General features: G+C 65.3%; 15 protein-coding genes and 1 pseudogene. 12 read left to right on the plus strand and 4 right to left on the minus strand.

What is annotated here, in order from left to right:
• Positions 1–116 precede the first annotated feature (116 nt).
• Both PG887_RS19205 and glnE read left to right on the plus strand, forming a co-directional pair.
• Complete coding sequence (locus PG887_RS19205; RefSeq protein ID WP_201933145.1) at positions 117–557, plus strand: GNAT family N-acetyltransferase; 441 nt, start codon at positions 117–119, stop codon at positions 555–557.
• A 135-nt stretch (positions 558–692) separates the two neighbouring features.
• Positions 693–3,566, plus strand: coding sequence for a bifunctional [glutamate--ammonia ligase]-adenylyl-L-tyrosine phosphorylase/[glutamate--ammonia-ligase] adenylyltransferase (glnE, locus tag PG887_RS19210; protein ID WP_270822621.1), 2,874 nt, complete (start codon positions 693–695; stop codon positions 3,564–3,566).
• A gap of 56 nt (positions 3,567–3,622) precedes the next feature.
• Here the strand turns inward: glnE and PG887_RS19215 are convergent, their stop codons facing one another.
• From PG887_RS19215 to PG887_RS19225, 3 genes are all read right to left on the minus strand, one after another.
• Entirely contained in the window at positions 3,623–4,357 is a 735-nt protein-coding gene (locus tag PG887_RS19215) for an SDR family oxidoreductase (RefSeq protein ID WP_201933137.1), read from the minus strand.
• 139 nt (positions 4,358–4,496) lie between these two features.
• The gene (locus PG887_RS19220; RefSeq protein ID WP_270822622.1) at positions 4,497–6,656 is read right to left on the minus strand and encodes an AsmA family protein; all 2,160 of its coding nucleotides are present in this window, start codon (positions 6,654–6,656) and stop codon (positions 4,497–4,499) included.
• A 189-nt stretch (positions 6,657–6,845) separates the two neighbouring features.
• Positions 6,846–8,993, minus strand: a complete 2,148-nt coding sequence (locus PG887_RS19225; protein WP_270822623.1) for a prolyl oligopeptidase family serine peptidase — start codon at positions 8,991–8,993, stop codon at positions 6,846–6,848.
• Positions 8,994–9,208: 215 nt separating this feature from the next.
• On the opposite strand from PG887_RS19225, the gene PG887_RS19230 reads away from it, so the two are divergent.
• The 10 genes from PG887_RS19230 (at position 9,209) to PG887_RS19275 (ending at position 16,907) form a co-directional block, all read left to right on the plus strand.
• Positions 9,209–10,420, plus strand: a complete 1,212-nt coding sequence (locus tag PG887_RS19230) for a threonine synthase (protein ID WP_270822624.1) — start codon at positions 9,209–9,211, stop codon at positions 10,418–10,420.
• Positions 10,417–11,082 carry an amino acid ABC transporter permease gene (locus PG887_RS19235; protein ID WP_266142302.1) on the plus strand — a complete coding sequence of 222 codons (666 nt, stop codon included), beginning with the start codon at positions 10,417–10,419 and terminating at the stop codon, positions 11,080–11,082. The genes PG887_RS19230 and PG887_RS19235 overlap by 4 nt, the downstream gene beginning before the upstream one ends.
• Before the next feature lie 74 nt (positions 11,083–11,156).
• Positions 11,157–11,819 carry an amino acid ABC transporter permease gene (locus PG887_RS19240; RefSeq protein ID WP_270822626.1) on the plus strand — a complete coding sequence of 221 codons (663 nt, stop codon included), beginning with the start codon at positions 11,157–11,159 and terminating at the stop codon, positions 11,817–11,819.
• On the plus strand, positions 11,816–12,577 hold the full coding sequence (locus PG887_RS19245) for an amino acid ABC transporter ATP-binding protein (protein WP_270822628.1): 762 nt from the start codon (positions 11,816–11,818) through the stop codon (positions 12,575–12,577). The genes PG887_RS19240 and PG887_RS19245 overlap by 4 nt, the downstream gene beginning before the upstream one ends.
• Positions 12,574–13,410, plus strand: coding sequence for a transporter substrate-binding domain-containing protein (locus PG887_RS19250; RefSeq protein WP_039040560.1), 837 nt, complete (start codon positions 12,574–12,576; stop codon positions 13,408–13,410). The genes PG887_RS19245 and PG887_RS19250 overlap by 4 nt, the downstream gene beginning before the upstream one ends.
• A gap of 220 nt (positions 13,411–13,630) precedes the next feature.
• Positions 13,631–14,893: an MgtC/SapB family protein gene (locus tag PG887_RS19255; protein WP_270822630.1), complete on the plus strand. Its 1,263-nt coding sequence runs from the start codon at positions 13,631–13,633 to the stop codon at positions 14,891–14,893.
• Between the two features lie 118 nt (positions 14,894–15,011).
• A complete protein-coding gene (locus PG887_RS19260; protein ID WP_043154869.1) occupies positions 15,012–15,602 on the plus strand; it encodes a sugar O-acetyltransferase in 591 nt (196 codons plus the stop codon).
• Positions 15,599–15,937, plus strand: a complete 339-nt coding sequence (locus tag PG887_RS19265; RefSeq protein ID WP_270822633.1) for a DUF1294 domain-containing protein — start codon at positions 15,599–15,601, stop codon at positions 15,935–15,937. Before PG887_RS19260 ends, PG887_RS19265 begins: the two co-directional genes overlap by 4 nt.
• Before the next feature lie 94 nt (positions 15,938–16,031).
• On the plus strand, positions 16,032–16,244 hold the full coding sequence (locus tag PG887_RS19270) for a hypothetical protein (protein ID WP_270822631.1): 213 nt from the start codon (positions 16,032–16,034) through the stop codon (positions 16,242–16,244).
• 201 nt (positions 16,245–16,445) lie between these two features.
• Positions 16,446–16,907 (plus strand): hypothetical protein, encoded by a 462-nt coding sequence (locus PG887_RS19275; RefSeq protein WP_270822632.1) that lies wholly within the window; start codon positions 16,446–16,448, stop codon positions 16,905–16,907.
• Between the two features lie 73 nt (positions 16,908–16,980).
• Here the strand turns inward: PG887_RS19275 and PG887_RS19280 are convergent.
• A pseudogene (locus PG887_RS19280) lies at positions 16,981–17,616 on the minus strand (FMN-binding negative transcriptional regulator).
• Between the last annotated feature and the right edge of the window lie 166 nt (positions 17,617–17,782).

Consider the following 17,782-nt stretch of genomic DNA (forward strand, 5'->3'; position numbering starts at 1 on the left):
CGGAACCAGTGATTGGTTCCGGATTGTCCTACAGCAGAAGGATCGGTCAATGGATCCTTAACTGATCAGCATTGCCCTTAGGGGCCTTTCTTTTTTCATCACGGCAAGGAGCCAGGATGCAGACCACAGAACGTGCGCTTGAGATAAGCGACGACAAGGGACGCCTCGACGTCCCGCTCATTCACCGTTTCCTCAGTGAAGAGGCCTACTGGTGCCTCGGCATTCCCCTCGCTACCCTGCAGCGGGCCATCAACCACTCCCTGTGCTTCGGAGCCTATCTCGACGGCCAGCAGGTCGCCTTCGCCCGGGTCATCACCGACAAGGCCACCTTCGGTTATCTCGCCGACGTCTTCGTGCTGCCCGAACATCGTGGGTGCGGTCACAGCAAGGCCCTGGTGGCAGCCATCCTCGCCCACTCGGAGCTGCAAGGGCTGCGCCGTCTCTCCCTCGCCACCTCCGATGCCCACGGCCTCTACGCCGGTTTCGGTTTTGTGCCGCCGAGAAGCCCCGGCAGCCTGATGGAAATCTACGACCCCGAGATCTACCGGCGTCCCTGAGCCCGGCCGATCGCCAGATCCGTCGCCAGATCACCTTCCGGGCAGCGGCGCTGTGACGCCAGTGCCCGGGAGTGCTAGATTGGCAGCCGGCATTTCACTCTCCCTGCAGACTCGTCAACCACAAGGATGGCAACCGTGGCCCAGCACTCTCCCTCTTTCTCCGCCTTCTCTCCCTTGTTGCAGGAGCAGGCCCTGCGCCACTGGCAGCGGCTGCTCGCCCTGGCGCCCCAGTATGGCACCCTGCCCGAGCCCACCCGCCAGACCCTGCTGACCCTGCTCGGACTCTCCGACTTTGTCGCCGACTCCCTTATCAAGCAGCCGGGGCTGCTGGCCGAGACCCTGGCATCGGACGCACTGACCCGGGCCGAGCGCTGGCCCGCCTATGAACCTGAGCTCACTGCCCTGCTCGCCGAGGTAAACGATGAAGAGGCGCTCAAGCGCATCCTGCGCCAGTTCCGCCGCAGCCGCATGCTGGTGATCGCCTGGCGCGAGCTGCTGGGCCACGCGGCGGTGGAAGAGAGCTTTATCCACCTGACCAAGCTGGCAGATGCCCTCATCTGCTCCGCCCGCGACTGGCTCTACGCCAAACAGTGCGGCGAGCTGGGCACCCCGATGGATGGCGACGGCAACCCGCAGCCGCTGCTGATCCTCGGCATGGGCAAGCTGGGGGGGGGCGAGCTCAACTTCTCCTCGGACATCGACCTTATCTTCACCTTCCCCGAGAACGGCTACACGGTCGGCGGGCGGCGCGAGCTCGCCAACCAGCAGTTCTTTATCAAGCTGGGTCAGCGCATCATCAACGCCCTCCACCAGCCCACCCAGGATGGTCAGGTGTTCCGGGTCGATATGCGCTTACGCCCCTTTGGCGACGCGGGGCCGCTCGCCATCTCGTTTGCCGCCATGGAAGATTACTACCAGCACCACGGCCGCAACTGGGAACGCTACGCCATGGTCAAGGCGCGGGTACTGGGGCCCCAGTGCGAACACGCGGTGGAGCTGGCCGAGATGCTGCGCCCCTTCGTGTTTCGCCGCTATATCGACTTTGGCGTTATCGACGGCCTGCGCCAGATGAAGGCGATGATTGCCGCCGAGGTGCGCCGCAAGGGACTGGAGGGCAACATCAAGCTGGGGGCTGGCGGCATTCGTGAAGTGGAGTTTATCGCCCAGGCGCTGCAACTTATTCGCGGCGGGCGCGAACCGGCGCTGCGGGTGCGCCACCTGCCCGAAGCGCTGGCCGCCATCGCCCAGTGCGGCGCCCTCGAATCTGCCCATTGCGACCGCCTGCTCACCGCCTATCGCTTCCTGCGGCGGGTCGAAAACATTCTGCAGGAGATCGGCGATCAGCAGACCCAGACTTTGCCCACCGAAGAGCGGGATCGCCAGCGGCTCGTCGCCGCCCTCGGCTGTGCCGACTGGGCTGCCTTTATGACTCATCTTGATGAGGAGATGGCGGCCGTCCATCAGGAGTTCGCCGCCGTGGTGGGGGAAGAGAAAGAGGCCCCCGCCCATCTGGAGCAGCTCTGGCTCGATCTCTGGCGCACCGAGCTTGATGCCGCCGAGCTGGAAAAACTGCTGACCACGCAGGGAGTGGTGGAGCCCGCCCCCCTCTGCGCCGCCCTGCTGCGTTTCAAGGAGGAGTACAAGCGCCGTCAGGTGGGGCCCCAGGGGCGCATCGCCCTGGACTGGCTGATGCCGGAGCTGCTGCGGCTGGTGGTGGCGAGCCGCGAGCCCGCCCGCCTGTTCGAGCGGGTCTGCACCCTGCTGACCCGCATCTTCACCCGCAGCGCCTATCTGCAACTGCTGGCGGAAAACCCCGCCGCCCTGCGCCAGCTGGTACGCCTGTGTGACGAGAGCAACCTGGTGAGCGAGCAGCTGGCCCGCTACCCCATCCTGCTGGACGAGCTGCTGGATCCCCAGCACCTCTACCACCCCACCCCGCTGGATCAGTACAAGCCCCAGTTGCGCCAGTTCCTCCTGCGCATCCCCGAGGAGGATGTGGAGCAGCAGATGGAGGCGCTGCGCCAGTTCAAGCAGGTACAGCTCCTGCGCATCGTCGCCGCCGACATCGCCGGCGCCCTGCCGCTGATGAAGGTGAGCGACCACCTCACCTGGCTGGCGGAGGCGATCACCGAGGAGGTGGTCAATCAGGCGTGGGCCCAGATGAGCGAACGCTACGGGGTGCCGCCCGAGGTGGCGGTGAGCGGCCAGCGCGGCTTTGCGGTGGTGGCCTACGGCAAGCTGGGGGGCATCGAACTCGGCTACGGCTCGGATCTCGATCTGGTGTTCCTGCACGGCGGCGACCCCAACAGTTACACCGATGGCCGCAAGCCCATCGACAGCCGCCAGTTCTACCTGCGCCTGGCCCAGCGGATCCTGCATCTGTTCAGCACCCGCACTCCGTCCGGCATCCTCTACGAGATCGACATGCGGCTGCGCCCCTCCGGCGACGCCGGCCTGCTGGTCTCATCGCTGTCGGCCTATGAGCAGTACCAGCAGCAGGAAGCCTGGACCTGGGAGCATCAGGCCCTGGTGCGAGCCCGTCCCATCTATGGCGATGATGCCGTGGTCGCCGAATTTGCCCGCATTCGCCGCGACGTGCTGGCCAAGGAGCGGGATCTGCCCACCCTGGCCCGCGAAGTGCGGGAGATGCGCCAGAAGATGCGGGATCACCTGCTCAAGGCGGGAGAGGGAGAGTTCGATCTCAAGCAGTCCCCCGGCGGCATGGTGGACATCGAGTTCATCGCCCAGTACCTGGTGCTGGCCCATGCCTGCGGTGAGCCGGACGCCCTCACCCGCTGGTCAGACAATGTGCGCATCTTCGATGAGTGCGTAATGGCGGGGGTACTCACACTGGAGCAGGCGGAGGGGCTCAAGCAGGCCTATCTGGAGATCCGCAACCTCGGCCATCGCCTCAATCTCTCGGAGATCTCCCGCAAGGTGGGGGACGATCAGTTGCCGCGAGAGCGGGGCCATGTGCTGGCGGTCTGGCAACAGCTGCTGGGAGAATAAGCAGAAGGGGCGCCATGGCGCCCCTTCTCGTTGACGAGAGGCTTGTTGAAGATGACCTAACGCCCGCCCGCCACATCGATAAAGGTGCCGGTGGCATAGGAGGCCTCGTCCGACAGCAGCCAGGCGATGGCGGTCGCCACCTCACGGGGTTCGCCGCCCCGTTGCAGGGGAATATTGCCTTTGATCCTGTCCACCCGGCCGGGCTCGCCGCCGTCGGCATGCATGTCGGTGTAGATGAAACCCGGACGCACCCCGTTGACCCGGATCCCCTGAGCCGCCAGCTCCAGCGACAAGCCTCTGGTCAGCACGTCGACGGCCCCCTTGGCGGCGGCATAATCCACGTACTCCCCGGGGGAGCCCAGCCGGGCGGCGGCCGAAGAGACGTTGACGATGGCGCCCCCCGCCGTCATGCGGCGCACTGCCTCGCGGCAGCAGAGAAAGCAGCTGGTGACATTGGTGGTCAGAGTCTGGTTGATGCGCTCGGCGCTCATCTCCAGCACCCGCATCTGGGGCTGCAACCTGCCGGCGTTGTTCACCAGGTGGGTAACGGGGCCGAGCCGCGCGTCCATCTCCTCGAACAGGCGCACCACCTCGGCCTCCACGCTGACATCTGCCTGCACCGCGATGCACTCGACCGGATGGGTGGCCAGGATCTCGGCCACCACCGCCTCGGCGGACGCCCTGTCCTGACGATAGTTGAGACAGAGATGGTAACCCTGCGCCGCCAGATAGCGGGCTGTCGCGGCCCCGATACCTCTGCCACCGCCGGTGATCAGCACCCGTTTGTTCATGAACCCTCCTGGTTCCCGGTTTCGAAGACTATTTCGCATAGTACCTCATGTTGCCGACCACACCTCGTCCCGTGACGCCCGGCACCACAGCAAAGAGCCCGCACGGGGCGGGCTCTTGATGACAACAACGGGAGGGTGGCTATTTGAACAGGCCCTTGAGCAGCTGGTCCGCCACCCCCTTCACCCCTTCGTTGTCGGCCTTGTCACCCAGCAGCTTCTTGAGACCGCGCTCGGCCTCCTTGCGGGCCTTCTCCTCCAGCACCTTGTTGTTGCTGAGCAGTGCCTTCACGTCGAGCTTGTAGCTCGGCGCCTGCCAGTGGCCGCCGATGCGCACCGGTATGGTGATGTCCTTGAGCTCATCCACCGTCTTGCCCCCCTGCCCCTTGCTGCTCTCCACCACGGAGGTGAGGAACAGGAAGTCGAGGGTCTCCGGCACCAGGGCGGTCTGGCCCTGCCCCTTCACCCGCAGGGCGGGGGCAAACAGCTGGATGTCATCGCTCCTGGCAACCCCGTCGGCAATCTGGAAGCTGGCGGTGAGGGCGCTGAAGTCGGTCTTGCGCACCTCCTTCACCTGATCCGCCCCCTTGCCGGTCAGGGTGGCCCGCGCCTCGCGGATCATCTCCGCCAAGTTAATGCCGTGCAGGGCACCGTCGCTCAGCCTGAGGCTCACCTTGCCCTGCATCCGGCTGCGCAGCGCCTGCTCGGAGAGGCCTGCGCCCTGCGCCTCGACCTCCAGATCCCCCTTGCCTTCCAGCAGGTCGGTCTGGGCCAGGGTCTGCAGCAGGGGCCGCACATCGACCCCCTGCACCCGCTTGTGCACCTGATAGCGGGCCGGCTGCTGACGGGCATCGAGCACGCCGCTGGCGGTCACCTGGCCGCCGGCCACCCCGGCACTGAACTGCTTGAGGGTGAGCTGACCACCGGCCAGGGCCAGTTGCAGATCGACGGCGCTCAGATCCAGCCCCTTGAGGCGCAGGCTGCCCAGTTGCAGGCGGCCAGCCAGGTCCACCGACTTGAGGGCGGTCAGATCAGGCTCTACCGTGGAGAGCGCCCTGTTGGCGGGCGCCGCAGCCTGATCCTTTGCTCCGGCCGGTGCAGCCGCTCCCGAGGTGGCCGCAGCGGGCGCGGCCTTGGCCGATTGACCGAGCCAGGCGTCGAGATCGAGCTTGTCCCCCTTGAGGTCAAAGTCCACTTTGGGTACGGCCCCCAGACGAACGGCGCCGCTGCCGCTCAGCAGGGCATCGTCCGCTCCCAGCACCAGGTTGCTGAGGGCGACGCTCTGCTTGTCGAGCTCCGCGCGGGCAAAGCCGGCGAGCTTCACCTGCATCTGCGGGTGCGGCAGAGAATCACCGCTGAGCTTGGCGGCCAGCACGGCATCCGATATCTCCAGCAGTTGCCGGTTTTCATCGAGGCGCGCCTTGAGGGTCCCCTCCAGCGTACCGGCCAGGGTCGGCTTGTCCGCCGCCCCCTGTGCCCCGCTGAGGCTAAGGCTCAGACTGCTCCACTCCCCCAATGCCAGCCTATCGGCCTTGAGGGAGAAAGCATCCAGCCGCTGGGTCGGTTCGCTCAGGCTCCCCGCCAGTGCGACATCTTTCAGCTCGCTGCGGCTGGCATCGGGCGCCAGCTTGAGCTGGGCCGACCCCTTGAGATCAAACGCCAGCTCACCCTGGGCCCCCTTGGCGGCCAGAGTCACCGGTACCCATTGATCGACCGCCAGCTGGCCCAGGTTCAGGTCCAGCTGTTCGAGACGAGAGGCGGTGCCGTTGCGATCGTCCTGCACTAGAGCGCTGGCCTGTTGCAGCTCCACTCCTTGCAGGCTGATCTGCCAGGGCCGCTCGTCGCTGGCGGCAGGGGGCGTCGTTGCGGCAGGCTCAGAGGTTGTCGCCTCCCCCTTGGGCTCGGCGGAGGCCTTGAGCAGGTCACTCAGGTTGGAGCTGCCGTCAGCCTTGGTCTGGATAAACAGATGGGCGCCACTCAGGGTCACCTTGCCGATCTCAAGCCGGTGGGAGAGCAGCGGCAGCAAGCCTACCGAGGCCTCACCCTGCTCGAATCGCACCAGGTCGGGCTCGGCGAAACCGGCGGGGTTGCGTAGCGCCACCTGCTCGAGGGAGAGGCCCAGGCTTGGCCAGAAACGCCAGCCGATATCCCCTTGTATCACCAGCTCGCGGCCGGTGCTCTTGCGCACCTGTTCCACCAGCTGGGGCTTGAACTGGTTGGGATCGATGAGGGACACCAGGGCGGCGATGGCCACCACGGCCGCCAGCGCCAACCCCAGCAGGATGTAGATGATCTTCTTCACGATGGACTCCTTGAATGCGGATCTTGTGGCTGACTATACCACCGGGGGGATGACAGATGGGGCCCGTCTGCCAAAACGGGCCAGCGGCGAGACAGGGATGGTCGCAGGCCCACGTTCAAACACGCGGCAATAAAAAGGGCCCCGCAGGGCCCTGATGATAGTGGATGGCTGGCGCCCGTCTCGCCCGGATCAAGGCTGACGCGGCAGCTCCCTGTAGCCCATCTCGTACAGGGTGAAGGCATAGATGTCCGTACTCTGCTCGATAAGTTTGGCCACCGGCGTGCCCGCCCCGTGCCCGGCATTGGTCTCGATGCGGATGAGCTGGGGATGGGGGCCGGCATCGTCGGCCTGCAGGGTGGCGGCAAACTTGAAGGAGTGGGCCGGCACCACCCGATCGTCGTGATCCGCCGTGGTCACCAGGGTCGAGGGGTAGCTGACCCCGGGCCGGACGTTGTGCAGGGGCGAGTAGCCCTTCAGGTAGTCGAACATCGCCTCGCTGTCGGCGCTGGTGCCGTAGTCATAGGCCCAGCCCGCCCCGGCGGTGAAGGTGTGGTAGCGCAGCATGTCGAGCACCCCCACCGCCGGCAGGGCGACCCGCATCAGATCCGGCCGCTGGGTCATCACCGCCCCCACCAGCAGACCGCCGTTGGAGCCACCGCGGATCGCCAGCCGATCGGTGCGGGTGTAGCCCTCGGCCTTGAGGTACTCGGCCGCCGCGATGAAATCGTCGAACACGTTCTGCTTGTTCTGCTGGGTGCCCGCCAGGTGCCAGGCCTGGCCGTACTCGCCGCCCCCGCGCAGGTTGGCCACCGCATAGACGCCCCCCAGATCCAGCCAGTTGGCTACCGACACGCTGAAGCTCGGGGTCAGGCTCACGTCGAAACCGCCGTAGCCGTAGAGGATGGTCGGATTACTGCCATCAAGCTTGAGGCCCTTGCGGTAGCTGATGATGAGCGGCACCCGGGTGCCGTCCTTGCTCTGGTAGAAGCGCTGCTCGGAGACGTAATCCTCCGGTTTGAACGGCGCAGCCGAGGCGCGATAGAGGCTGATGGCGCCGCTCTTGGGCTCGAATCGGTAGAGGGTCGGCGGCTGGGCATAGTTCTCGAAGCCGAAGTAGAGGGCGGGATCATCGTGCTTGCCGTTGAAGCCGCTGACGCTGCCAAGGCCGGGCAGCGCCACCTCGCGCACCCGCTTGCCTTCGTAGTCGAACTGCTCGACCCGGGCGGTGGCATCCACCATGTACTCGGCGAACAGATAGCCGCTGCCGCTGTGCACCGTCAGCACCTGCTGACGCTCGGGGATGAGATCCCGCCAGTGGGCCGGGCCCGGGTTGGCGGCATCCACCGTCACCAGCCGGCCGTTGGGGGCGTCCCGGTTGGTCAGCAGGTAAAGGGTGCTGCCCTGGTTGTCCACCAGGCTCACGTCCGCCTCCAGATCCCCCTGCACCGTTAGCAGCGGCGCGTTCTCCTGGCCCAGATCCTTCACATAGAGGCGGTTGCCGGAGGTGGAGTTCGCCGCCGAGATGAGCAGGAAGCGGTCATCTTCGGTGACGGTCGCCCCCACGTAGCGGTGGTGCTGGGCCGGGATGGCGCCGAACACCAGCCGGTCATCCTCCTGCGCCGTGCCGAGCCGGTGGAAATAGACCTTATGCTGATCGGTCTTGGCCGACAGCTCGCTGCCATCCGGCTTGTCGTAGCTCGAGTAGAAGAAGCCCTCGTTGCCGAGCCAGCTGATGCCGCTGAACTTCACGTCCTTGAGGGGCGCCTCCAGCGGCTGCTTGCTCTCCACGTCCATCAGGTGGATCTCGCGCCAGTCGCTGCCGGCCAGTGACAAGGAGTAGGCCAGGATGCGGCCATCGCGGGAGAAACTCAGCTGATCCAGCGCAGTGGTGCCGTCGGGGCTGAGGGTATTGGGATCGAGGAACACCTCGGCCGGCTTGCCCTCCTGCTGGCGCCACAGCACGTTCTGGTTCTGCAGGCCGTCGTTCTTGAAGAAGTAGTGGTAGCGCCCCTCGCGAAACGGCGCCCCCTCCTTGGCGTAGTTCCAGGAGGCGGCCAGCTTCTCCTTGATGGCGGCGCGATACGGGATCTGCGCCAGGTAACCCTGAGTCACCCGGTTTTGGGCCTTGACCCAGGCCTCCGTCTCGGGGCTGCGATCATCCTCCAGCCAGCGATAGGGGTCGGCCACGGCCTGGCCGAAATAGTGATCCACCTGCTCACCCTGGCGGGTGACGGGGTAGTGAAGGCGCGTATTCCCTGACATGGCATCCTCTCTGGTTGGCTGGCCGCTGCACGCACAGAGCAGTGACAGGGCCAGCAGGCTGACAATGGCTCGCATCGAGGCGGCTCCCTGCGGTTTGAGTGAGCGGGCAGGTTAACAAAGCGCGCCGGATGGCCCAACCCCCCGACCGGTGACAGAGGGTGGCCCGCCGACACGGGGGAGCCATATGAATTTTTTCGCTTAAGTTTGCCGCTTTATTTTGTTTGTTATCCGGCCCTTGGGTCACAGGATGGAATAAGACACCAACCAACGTGAGCCATTCAGGATAAAGCATGCCGTACAGCTACTTATCACATCTGCGTTGCAGCAAGACCGGCGAGATAGTGGATGCCGATCAGCCCCAGCAGTTGAGCCCGGTCGGTGCCCCCTTGCTGGCCAGTTACGACCTCGAGGCCCTGAAACAGGCCTGGCACCCGGCCGCGCTGCTGGGGCGCCCCGCCAGCCTGTGGCGCTACCACGAGCTGCTGCCGGTGCGCGACCCCGCCCAGGTGATCACCCTGGGGGAAGGCTTCACCCCTCTGCTGCCCCTGCCCGCTTTCGGCAAACAGATCGGCATTCCGGATCTCTGGATGAAGGATGAGAGCATCATCCCCACCGGTTCTTTCAAGGCCCGCGGCGCCGCGGTCGGCGTCTCCCGCGCCCGGGAACTCGGCATCACCCACTTCGCCATGCCCACCAACGGCAACGCCGGTGCGGCCTGGGCGCTTTACGGCGCCCGCGCCGGCTTGCGCAGCACCATAGTCATGCCCCAGGCGGCCCCCGCCATCACAAGACTGGAGACCTCGCTGGCCGGTGCCCGCCTCTATCTGGTGGACGGCCTCATCAGCGACGCCGGTCGCCAGGTGGCCGAGGCGGTGACCGAGCAGAGGCTGTTCGATGCCTCCACCCTCAAGGAGCCCTATCGCATCGAGGGCAAGAAGACCATGGGGCTGGAGATCGCCGAGCAGCTCGGCTGGACCCTGCCGGACGTCATCCTCTACCCGACCGGTGGCGGAGTCGGTCTCATCGGCATCTACAAGGCGCTGCGGGAGTTGCAGGAGCTGGGCTGGGTCAAAGGCCCGCTGCCGCGACTGGTGGCGGTGCAGGCGAGCGGCTGCGCCCCCATCGTCCAGGCCTGGCAGCAGGGGGAGCGCGAGTCGCGCTTCTGGCCCGACTCCCAGACCCTGGCGTTCGGCATCAACGTGCCCAAGGCGCTGGGGGACTTTCTGGTGCTGGACGCCCTCTATCGCACCGAGGGGTGCGCCGTCGCGGTGGACGATAGCGCCATCCAGCGCGAGATCCGCCAGCTCGCCGCGCGCGAAGGCAGCTTCGTCTGCCCGGAAGGGGCGGCCGCCTTCGCCGCCGCCCGCCAGCTGCGGGAAGCGGGCTGGATACAGGGGGGCGAGCGGGTGGTGGTGCTCAACACCGGCCCCGGCATCAAGTACCCTGACGCCATCACGGTCGTGCCCCAGCGGCTGCGCCGTGACGGGAGGATCCCGGCATGAGCTTCGACTGGTCCTTTGTTCTCACCACCCTGCCGGCGTTCGGCCAATCGGTCTGGGTCACCTTGCAGCTCGGCGCCATCGTGATCCTCACCTCGCTCGTCGTGGCGCTGCTCAATGTGACGCTGCAAAGCCTGCACAAGCCCTGGCTGAACGGGGTGATCCGCGCCTATGTGGAGCTGGCCCGCAACACGCCGCTCTTGATCCAGCTGTTCTTTCTCTACTTCGGGCTGCCGGCGCTCGGCATCTCGCTCTCCGGCTTTGCCACGGCGGTGATCGCCATGACCTTCCTCGGTGGCGGTTACCTCACCGAGGCGCTGCGGGCAGGCGTTCAGGCAATCCCCCCCAGCCAGCTGGAAGCGGGCCGGGCCATCGGCCTCTCCCGCTGGCAGCTGCTGCGCCACGTCCAGCTGCCCCAGGCCTGGCTCGCCAGCCTGCCGGCGCTGTTTGCCAACTTCATCTTTCTGCTCAAAGAGACCACGGTGGCCTCGGCAGTGGCGGTGCCCGAGCTGCTCTACACCACCAAGAACTACATCGCCCTCTACTACAAGACCTACGAGATGCTGGCGGTGCTGACCTTGATGTGCGTGCTGATCTTTCTGCCGCTCTCCCTTGCCCTGCGCGTCGTTGAAAGGAGGCTGCAACATGGTCAGTTCGGTCATTGAGCAACTGATGCAGACACCTATTGTCCTGCTGCCACCCTCACTCGCCACCCATGCACAAAGAAGGAGGGCTCGCTATGGCCATTCCAGTCACTGAACAGCTGACGCAGGCGCTGCCACTGCTGGCGGTGGGCGCGGGTCAGACCCTCGCCATCTCCCTGCTCGCCATTCTGTTCGCCACCCTGGGCGGGGTCGGTTACGGCGTGCTGGCCCAGCAAGGGGGAAGGCTGACTCGGGGAGTGCTGCGGGTCTATCTGGAGCTGTTTCGGGTGGTGCCCGTGCTGGTCTGGCTCTACCTCTTCTTCTTCGGGCTGCCGATCTTCTTTGGCCTGGATATCCCGGCCTTCTGGTGTGCCGTGCTGGTGCTGGCCCTGTGGGGGTCGAGCGAGGTAGGCGAAGTGGTGCGCGGCGGTCTCAAGTCCCTCGCCCGCGGCCAGCAGGAGGCTGGCCTGGCGCTCGGGCTCTCCCGCTGGCAGCTCTATCGCCACGTGCTGCTGCCCCAGGCGCTGCAACGGCTGACGCCGCCGACCATCAACATCTACACCCGCATCATCAAGACCAGCTCCCTGGCGGTGCTGATCGGGGTGGTGGAGGTGATCAAGGTGGGCCAGCAGATCATCGAGCGCACCTATGGCTCGCTGCTCATCTACGGTCTGCTGTTCCTGTTTTTCTTTCTGGTCTGCTATCCGCTCTCGCTCGCCTCGCGCCGGCTGGAGCAACAATGGGGTAACGCGGTATGACACCTCTGCTTGAGCTCAATGCTGTCAGCAAACAATTCGGCCAACACCGGGTACTGGACGGGGTCAGCCTCACGGTGAACCCAGGGGAAGTGATCGTCATCCTGGGGCCGAGCGGCTGCGGCAAGAGCACCTTGCTGCGCACCCTCAACGGGCTCGAACCCATTCAGGGGGGCGACATTCGCTTCGACGGAGAGTTGCTGGATGCCAGCACCGACTGGCAGCGGCTGCGCCAGCGCATCGGCATGGTGTTCCAGAGCTATCACCTCTTCCCCAACCTGACGGTGCTGGAGAACGTGCTGCTCGGCCCTGTGCAGGTGCAGAAGCGGGAGCGGGCCGAGGCCCTGCTGCAGGCGGAGCAGCTGCTGACCCGCATCGGCCTGTGGGAGCGGCGCCATGACTATCCGCGCCAGCTCTCCGGCGGCCAGCAGCAGCGCATCGCCATCGTGCGGGCCCTGTGCATGAACCCCCAGGTGATGCTGTTTGACGAGGTGACCGCAGCGCTGGATCCCGAGATGGTGCAGGAGGTGTTGGAGGTGATCCGGGATCTCGCCGGCAGCGGCATGACCCTGCTAATCGTCACCCACGAGCTGGCGTTCGCCCAGGCGGTGGCGGATCGCATCGTCTTCATGGACGGCGGCCACATCCTGGAGCAGGCCGCCCCCCATCAATTTTTCGACAATCCCAGGAGCCAGCGTGCCCGCCAGTTCCTCGCCAAGTTTTCTTATACAACTGTCAGCAAACGAAAGGAGTCAGCATGAAGATAATTACCTCGGTCCTGTTTAGCGCCCTCATCGGCCTGGGCCTCGCCAGCGGCGCCGCCCAGGCAGAAGACGGTTCCCTCGCCAAGATCAAGGCGCGGGACAAGCTCATCGTCGGCGTCTTCACCGACAAGCCGCCGTTTGGCTACGTGGACGAGAAGGGCAACTACGTCGGCTTTGACACCGATCTCGGCCGCCGCTTCGCCAAGGATCTGCTGGGGGACGAGAACAAGGTCGAGTTCGTGGCGGTGGAGCCCGCCAGCCGCATCCCCTTCCTGCAGAGCGACAAGGTGGATCTCATCCTCGCCAACATGACGGTGACCCCGGAGCGGCGGCAGGTGGTGGACTTCACCAACCCGAACCTCAAGGTCGCGGTGCAGGTGCTGGTGCCGGAAGGCAGCGACGCCAAGAAGCTCGACGATCTGGCCGGCAAGCGGCTTATCGTCACCACCGGCACCACGGCCGACATCTGGCTGACCCGCAACCACCCGGACTGGAAGGTGCTCAAGTTCGAGAAGAACACCGAATCCCTGCAGGCGCTGGCCCAGGGCCGTGGCGACGCCTACGCCCAGGACAACCTGGTGCTGTTCAGCTGGGCCAAGGAAAACCCTGGCTATCGGGTGCTGCCCGAGAAACTGGGCTCGGAAGACCCCATCGCGCCGGCGGTGAAGAAGGGCAATATCGAGCTGCGGGACTGGGTCAACGACCGTCTCGCCAAGCTGGGGGAAGAGAAGTACCTGCTGAAACTCTACGACCAGTATGTGCGCGACAAACTGAGCGCCGATACCGATCCCAACGACGTGATAGTGGAAGGAGGCAAGTGGCAGGGTTGAGCCCTGCCCCCACAGCAGTGCTGAGTGTGAAGTGTGTGATCTTTGGTTCCGTTGGTCTGCAAACCGCAAGGTTTGACCTTTCCAGGCGCCCCCTCCAGGTGGCGCCTTTTTTTTGTTTGCAAGACCCCGGCAGGCGGGACACCCGCTCTGTGAGCCAGCTCCCCCTGCCCCGGGATGCCCTGTGCCATCCTCACTGAAACGGCAGCGGGAGGAGAAACCCATGTGGATAGAGGCCGAGCCCGTCTACGGCGCCCTGGTGTCCCTGGCCATCGGGCTCATCATCGGGCTGGAGCGGGGCTGGCAGGTGCGCCAGCTCGGAGACAACCAGCGCATCGCCGGGATGCGCACCTATGGCCTCATCGGTCTGCTCGGCGGGGTCTGCGCCCTGCTGCTGCCCACCCTGGGCGCCTGGCTGGCCCTGCTCGGTCTGCTGACCGTGGTGACGGGGTGCGGCCTCTCGGTCTGGCTGGCCCAGCGCTGGCAGGGGGAGTTCGGCCTCACCAGCTCGGTAGCCATGGTGCTCACCTACCTGCTGGGGCTGATGTCGGTGCTGCAGAGCCCGAGCGAGGCGGTGGCCTGCGCCGTGCTGGCGGCCCTCCTGATGGGGCTCAAGGGCAAGATCCAGCAGGGGATGCTGTTCTTGAGCGAAATGGAGTTTCACGCCACCCTGCGCTTTCTGCTCATCTCCCTGGTGCTGCTGCCGGTGCTCCCCGATGCCGAGATGGGTCCCCTCAATGCCTTCAATCCCTTCAATCCCTTCAAGATCTGGCTCATGGTGGTGGTGATCGCCGGCATCTCGTTCTGTGGTCACTTTGCGGTGCGCCTGCTCGGCACTCGCTCCGGGCTGGTGCTCACCAGCATGCTGGCGGGGCTCGCCTCCTCCACCGCCCTCACCCTGCAATTTGCCCGCCTCAACAAGGAGCAGGGAGGGCTGGAACGGCTGCTGGCCACCGGCATCCTGCTGGCGGGGGCCACCATGTGGCTCAGGCTGCTGGCACTGGTGCTGATCATCTACGGGGAGCTGGCGCTGCGTCTGGCTGTCCCCCTGCTGCTGCTGGCAGCCATCGTCTACGGCTTTGCCTTCTGGTTCTGGCGCCAGCGGGAAGAGATGCCGGACGGCCCGGTACAGCCCGAAACCCGCAACCCGCTGGATCTCGCCACCGCCATCAAGTTCGGTCTGCTGCTCGCCCTCATCGGCTTCATGGCCACCCTGCTGCAAAGCAAGGTGGGCAACTCCGGGGTCTATCTGCTGTCGCTGGTCTCCGGCATCACGGACGTGGACGCCATCACCCTCTCCCTCTCCCAGCTCGCCCAGAAGGAGCTGGCCCTGGAGGTGGCGGCCAGGGGCATACTGCTCGCCGGGCTGGTCAACTCCCTGGTGAAAGGGGTGCTGGCACTGGTGATTGGCGGACGCAGCCTGGGGCGGCGGGTCTTGCTCCCCTACCTCGTCTCCATCCTGCTCATCCTGCCCCTTGTCCTGTGACGTGATGGCGTGATGGCGTGATGACAGGATGACGGGGATCACCTGACGGGCCCGGCACTCTGACACCCCCTCCCCTTGTCGCGTATACTGCCCCCTCTTGCAGCAGGAGGAGATGACCATGGCAAGCGACTGGGACAAGGTACTGGCGGGGGGCGCCCTGGACAGCCAGAGCGAGGAGATAGCGAACGACCGCATTCGCGGCCAGGCGCTGCTGAGCCGACTCAACGCCTCACCGGCGGGGGATCACGTCCTGCGCCAGCAGATCTGCCGTGACCTCTTCGCCCACTGCCCCGACTCCTGCTGGATCAGCACCCCCTTCACCTGCGAATTCGGCCGCAACATCCACATCGGCGAGAAGACCTTCTTCAACTTCAACGTCACCATACTCGACGTGGGCGAGGTGCACATCGGCAACCATGTGCTGCTGGCCCCCAACGTGCAGATCTACACCGCCACACACACCATGGATCATCTGGAGCGACGCAACTGGACCGCCTACAACAAGCCGGTGCGGATCGGCGATGACTGCTGGATTGGCGGCGGAGCCATCATCTGCCCAGGCGTCACCATAGGGCCGCGCTCCATCATAGGGGCTGGCGCCGTGGTGACCCGGGACATCCCGGCGGACTCCCTGGCGGTGGGCAATCCGGCCCGGGTGATCCGCACGTTAAGCCCGGACGAGACCCGGGATCCGGCGTGCCTATCATGATGGTGCTGGCCCTGCTGCCCCTGGGCTGGGCAGGCTGGCTCGGCCTGCACGATGCCAACTGGTGGCCGCTGGCCCTGATCCTGCTGATGAGCCTACTGACCCTGGTCGTCTACGCCTGGGACAAGCGCCAGGCCATTCGCGGTGGCTGGCGCGTGCCCGAGGCCCGCCTGCACCTGCTTGAGCTGTGCGGCGGCTGGCCCGGCGCCCTGGTCGCCCGCCAGTGGCTGCGCCACAAGACCCAGAAGGGGAGCTACCGCCTGCGGTTCTGGGCCATCGTCTGGGGGCAGTTGCTGCTGCTCGGGATCTGGCTCGGCTGGCCGCTCTGGCCGCTCTGAACAACCAGGCGGGCATTGCCGCCCAAGGTTGGGTATGAGACAACGACAGCACGGGAGACAGATCCTCTCGTTCAAATATTGAAAGGAGTCATTCATGACCATGTGGACAGGTATCGTTCTGATCGTCTTTATCAGCGTGTCGTTCAGCTATCTCACCAAGCGCGCCCGCTACCAGATGGGGGATGCCCGCATTACCGACCGTCTTGGCAAGCAGGACATGATCATCAAGGAGTTGCAGGAGCGCATCGCCAATCTGGAGGCCATCGTCGTCGAGGAGGAGAAACGCCGCCCGTTCAAGGATCTCTGATCCGGCAAGCCGGGTGGCAAACCAACCAGCCCCCGGGCTGCAAGGGTTTGCCGCCGCTCCCCTCCCGCGCTCACCCGCCTCCTGCCAGGTAAAAACTAAATTCACAGCAGGATCAATCCCCTGCCATTTTTCGGCTGAATGATCGCCAAGCTGGCCCGTTCCCTGCTCCGTCATGACATCAGTCGTACGGAGAGTGACATCATGATCGCCATCGGCACCCTGCTTCCCCTCGCCTCCCTTGCCATCAAGCTCGGCAGCAAGCTGCTGGGCGACGGCACGCCGCCCGCCCAGACCGAGCCTGCCGTGCAGGAAGAGCACCTTGCCCCCACGGTGCAGAGCCTGTTCCAGCGCCTTGGCATCCAGGAGGCTGACAGCGAGCAGAACCGCCCTGCCATCAACCACTTCATGGGGGCGCTGATGCAGACCCTGGGCCAGGAATCCTCGGGCCAGTCGCTGCCCCAGGCCATCGATGCCGCCCGCATCCAGTTGGCAGACGGCACCCAGAGCACCCGCCTCGACGCGCTGCAGAGCGAGCTCGACACCCTCAAGGACTCCCTTGGCAACAGCGACCTCAACCTCGATCAGCTGCTCTACGCCTTCAAGCAAACCCTGCCCAATGGCAAGGGGGAAGGTGTCGGCAAACTGCTCAATGCCAGCGCGTGAACGGGAGTGGAACCATGAAAAACGGCAACCTGGAGGTTGCCGTTTTTGTCGGGCCGGATCCCATGATGCCACGCTAGGGTAGTGAGGAAGGTGGACTCAGCATCGCCTCTGCCAGCGTGCTCTGCCCGCGATCCTGCAAGGTATTGGCCGCACCCAGGCGATCCGCTGTCTCCTTGTTCTGACCCAGCTTGAACTTGCCGACCAGCCGCTCAATCTCGATCTCTATGCCCACCACAGCCTGCACCATGGTCTCGAGATAGTCTCTCGGTGCATCCGCCATCTTCCAGGGGCTGGGCTCTGCAGCCTCCTGGGTGCGGGTCAGGGTGGCGAGCAGGCGGCGCACAAAGCGCGCATCGTCCCGCACCCGGATGCGACCGTGGGCGTGCACCACCGCATAGTTCTAGGTCGGCACCTGCTTGTGGTGTTCCTGCTTGCTCGGATACCAGTTGGGGGAGATGTAGCCGTCGGCAGCCCTGAAGATCACCAGAACCTCCTGGCCTTCTGTCACCTCCTGCCAGAGCGGGTTGTTGCGGGCCACATGGGCACGCAGGACGCCATGCTCCCCCTCCCCGACATCGAACTCGAACGGCAGATGGTTGGCATCGAGCCCCGACTCGCCATGAGTGATCAGGGCCCCCAGGGGTTGGGCCCGGATCAGCTGGTGCAGCATTTCGGGATCGGTGACGGCGAAATGGGGTGGCAGGTACATAAGGGCTCCTTGAGCGAGGCATTGGCTTCCATGCAGAAGCCCATTCTTGCGCAATCGGGATCCGCAGGCGATGGCAAAGACATAAAAAAATGGTTCATCGCGGCTTTCCGGGGAAGGCCGCCTTGATTTTCAGAAAAAAGTATTCTGAGTCCCTAAATCCATATGC

Source organism: Aeromonas sp. QDB14, assembly GCF_027707845.1.
Lineage (GTDB): Bacteria > Pseudomonadota > Gammaproteobacteria > Enterobacterales > Aeromonadaceae > Aeromonas > Aeromonas caviae.

What these genes read in the sequence shown, in the direction of transcription:
- PG887_RS19205 (WP_201933145.1), top strand. Translation starts at nt 117, where the DNA reads ATGCAGACCACAGAACGTGCGCTTGAGATAAGCGACGACAAGGGACGC.
- PG887_RS19255 (WP_270822630.1), top strand. Translation starts at nt 13,631, where the DNA reads ATGTGGATAGAGGCCGAGCCCGTCTACGGCGCCCTGGTGTCCCTGGCC.
- PG887_RS19265 (WP_270822633.1), top strand. Translation starts at nt 15,599, where the DNA reads ATGATGGTGCTGGCCCTGCTGCCCCTGGGCTGGGCAGGCTGGCTCGGC.
- PG887_RS19240 (WP_270822626.1), top strand. Translation starts at nt 11,157, where the DNA reads ATGGCCATTCCAGTCACTGAACAGCTGACGCAGGCGCTGCCACTGCTG.
- PG887_RS19245 (WP_270822628.1), top strand. Translation starts at nt 11,816, where the DNA reads ATGACACCTCTGCTTGAGCTCAATGCTGTCAGCAAACAATTCGGCCAA.
- PG887_RS19230 (WP_270822624.1), top strand. Translation starts at nt 9,209, where the DNA reads ATGCCGTACAGCTACTTATCACATCTGCGTTGCAGCAAGACCGGCGAG.
- PG887_RS19225 (WP_270822623.1), bottom strand. Translation starts at nt 8,993, where the DNA reads ATGCGAGCCATTGTCAGCCTGCTGGCCCTGTCACTGCTCTGTGCGTGC.
- PG887_RS19275 (WP_270822632.1), top strand. Translation starts at nt 16,446, where the DNA reads ATGATCGCCATCGGCACCCTGCTTCCCCTCGCCTCCCTTGCCATCAAG.
- PG887_RS19235 (WP_266142302.1), top strand. Translation starts at nt 10,417, where the DNA reads ATGAGCTTCGACTGGTCCTTTGTTCTCACCACCCTGCCGGCGTTCGGC.
- PG887_RS19250 (WP_039040560.1), top strand. Translation starts at nt 12,574, where the DNA reads ATGAAGATAATTACCTCGGTCCTGTTTAGCGCCCTCATCGGCCTGGGC.
- PG887_RS19215 (WP_201933137.1), bottom strand. Translation starts at nt 4,357, where the DNA reads ATGAACAAACGGGTGCTGATCACCGGCGGTGGCAGAGGTATCGGGGCC.
- PG887_RS19260 (WP_043154869.1), top strand. Translation starts at nt 15,012, where the DNA reads ATGGCAAGCGACTGGGACAAGGTACTGGCGGGGGGCGCCCTGGACAGC.
- PG887_RS19270 (WP_270822631.1), top strand. Translation starts at nt 16,032, where the DNA reads ATGACCATGTGGACAGGTATCGTTCTGATCGTCTTTATCAGCGTGTCG.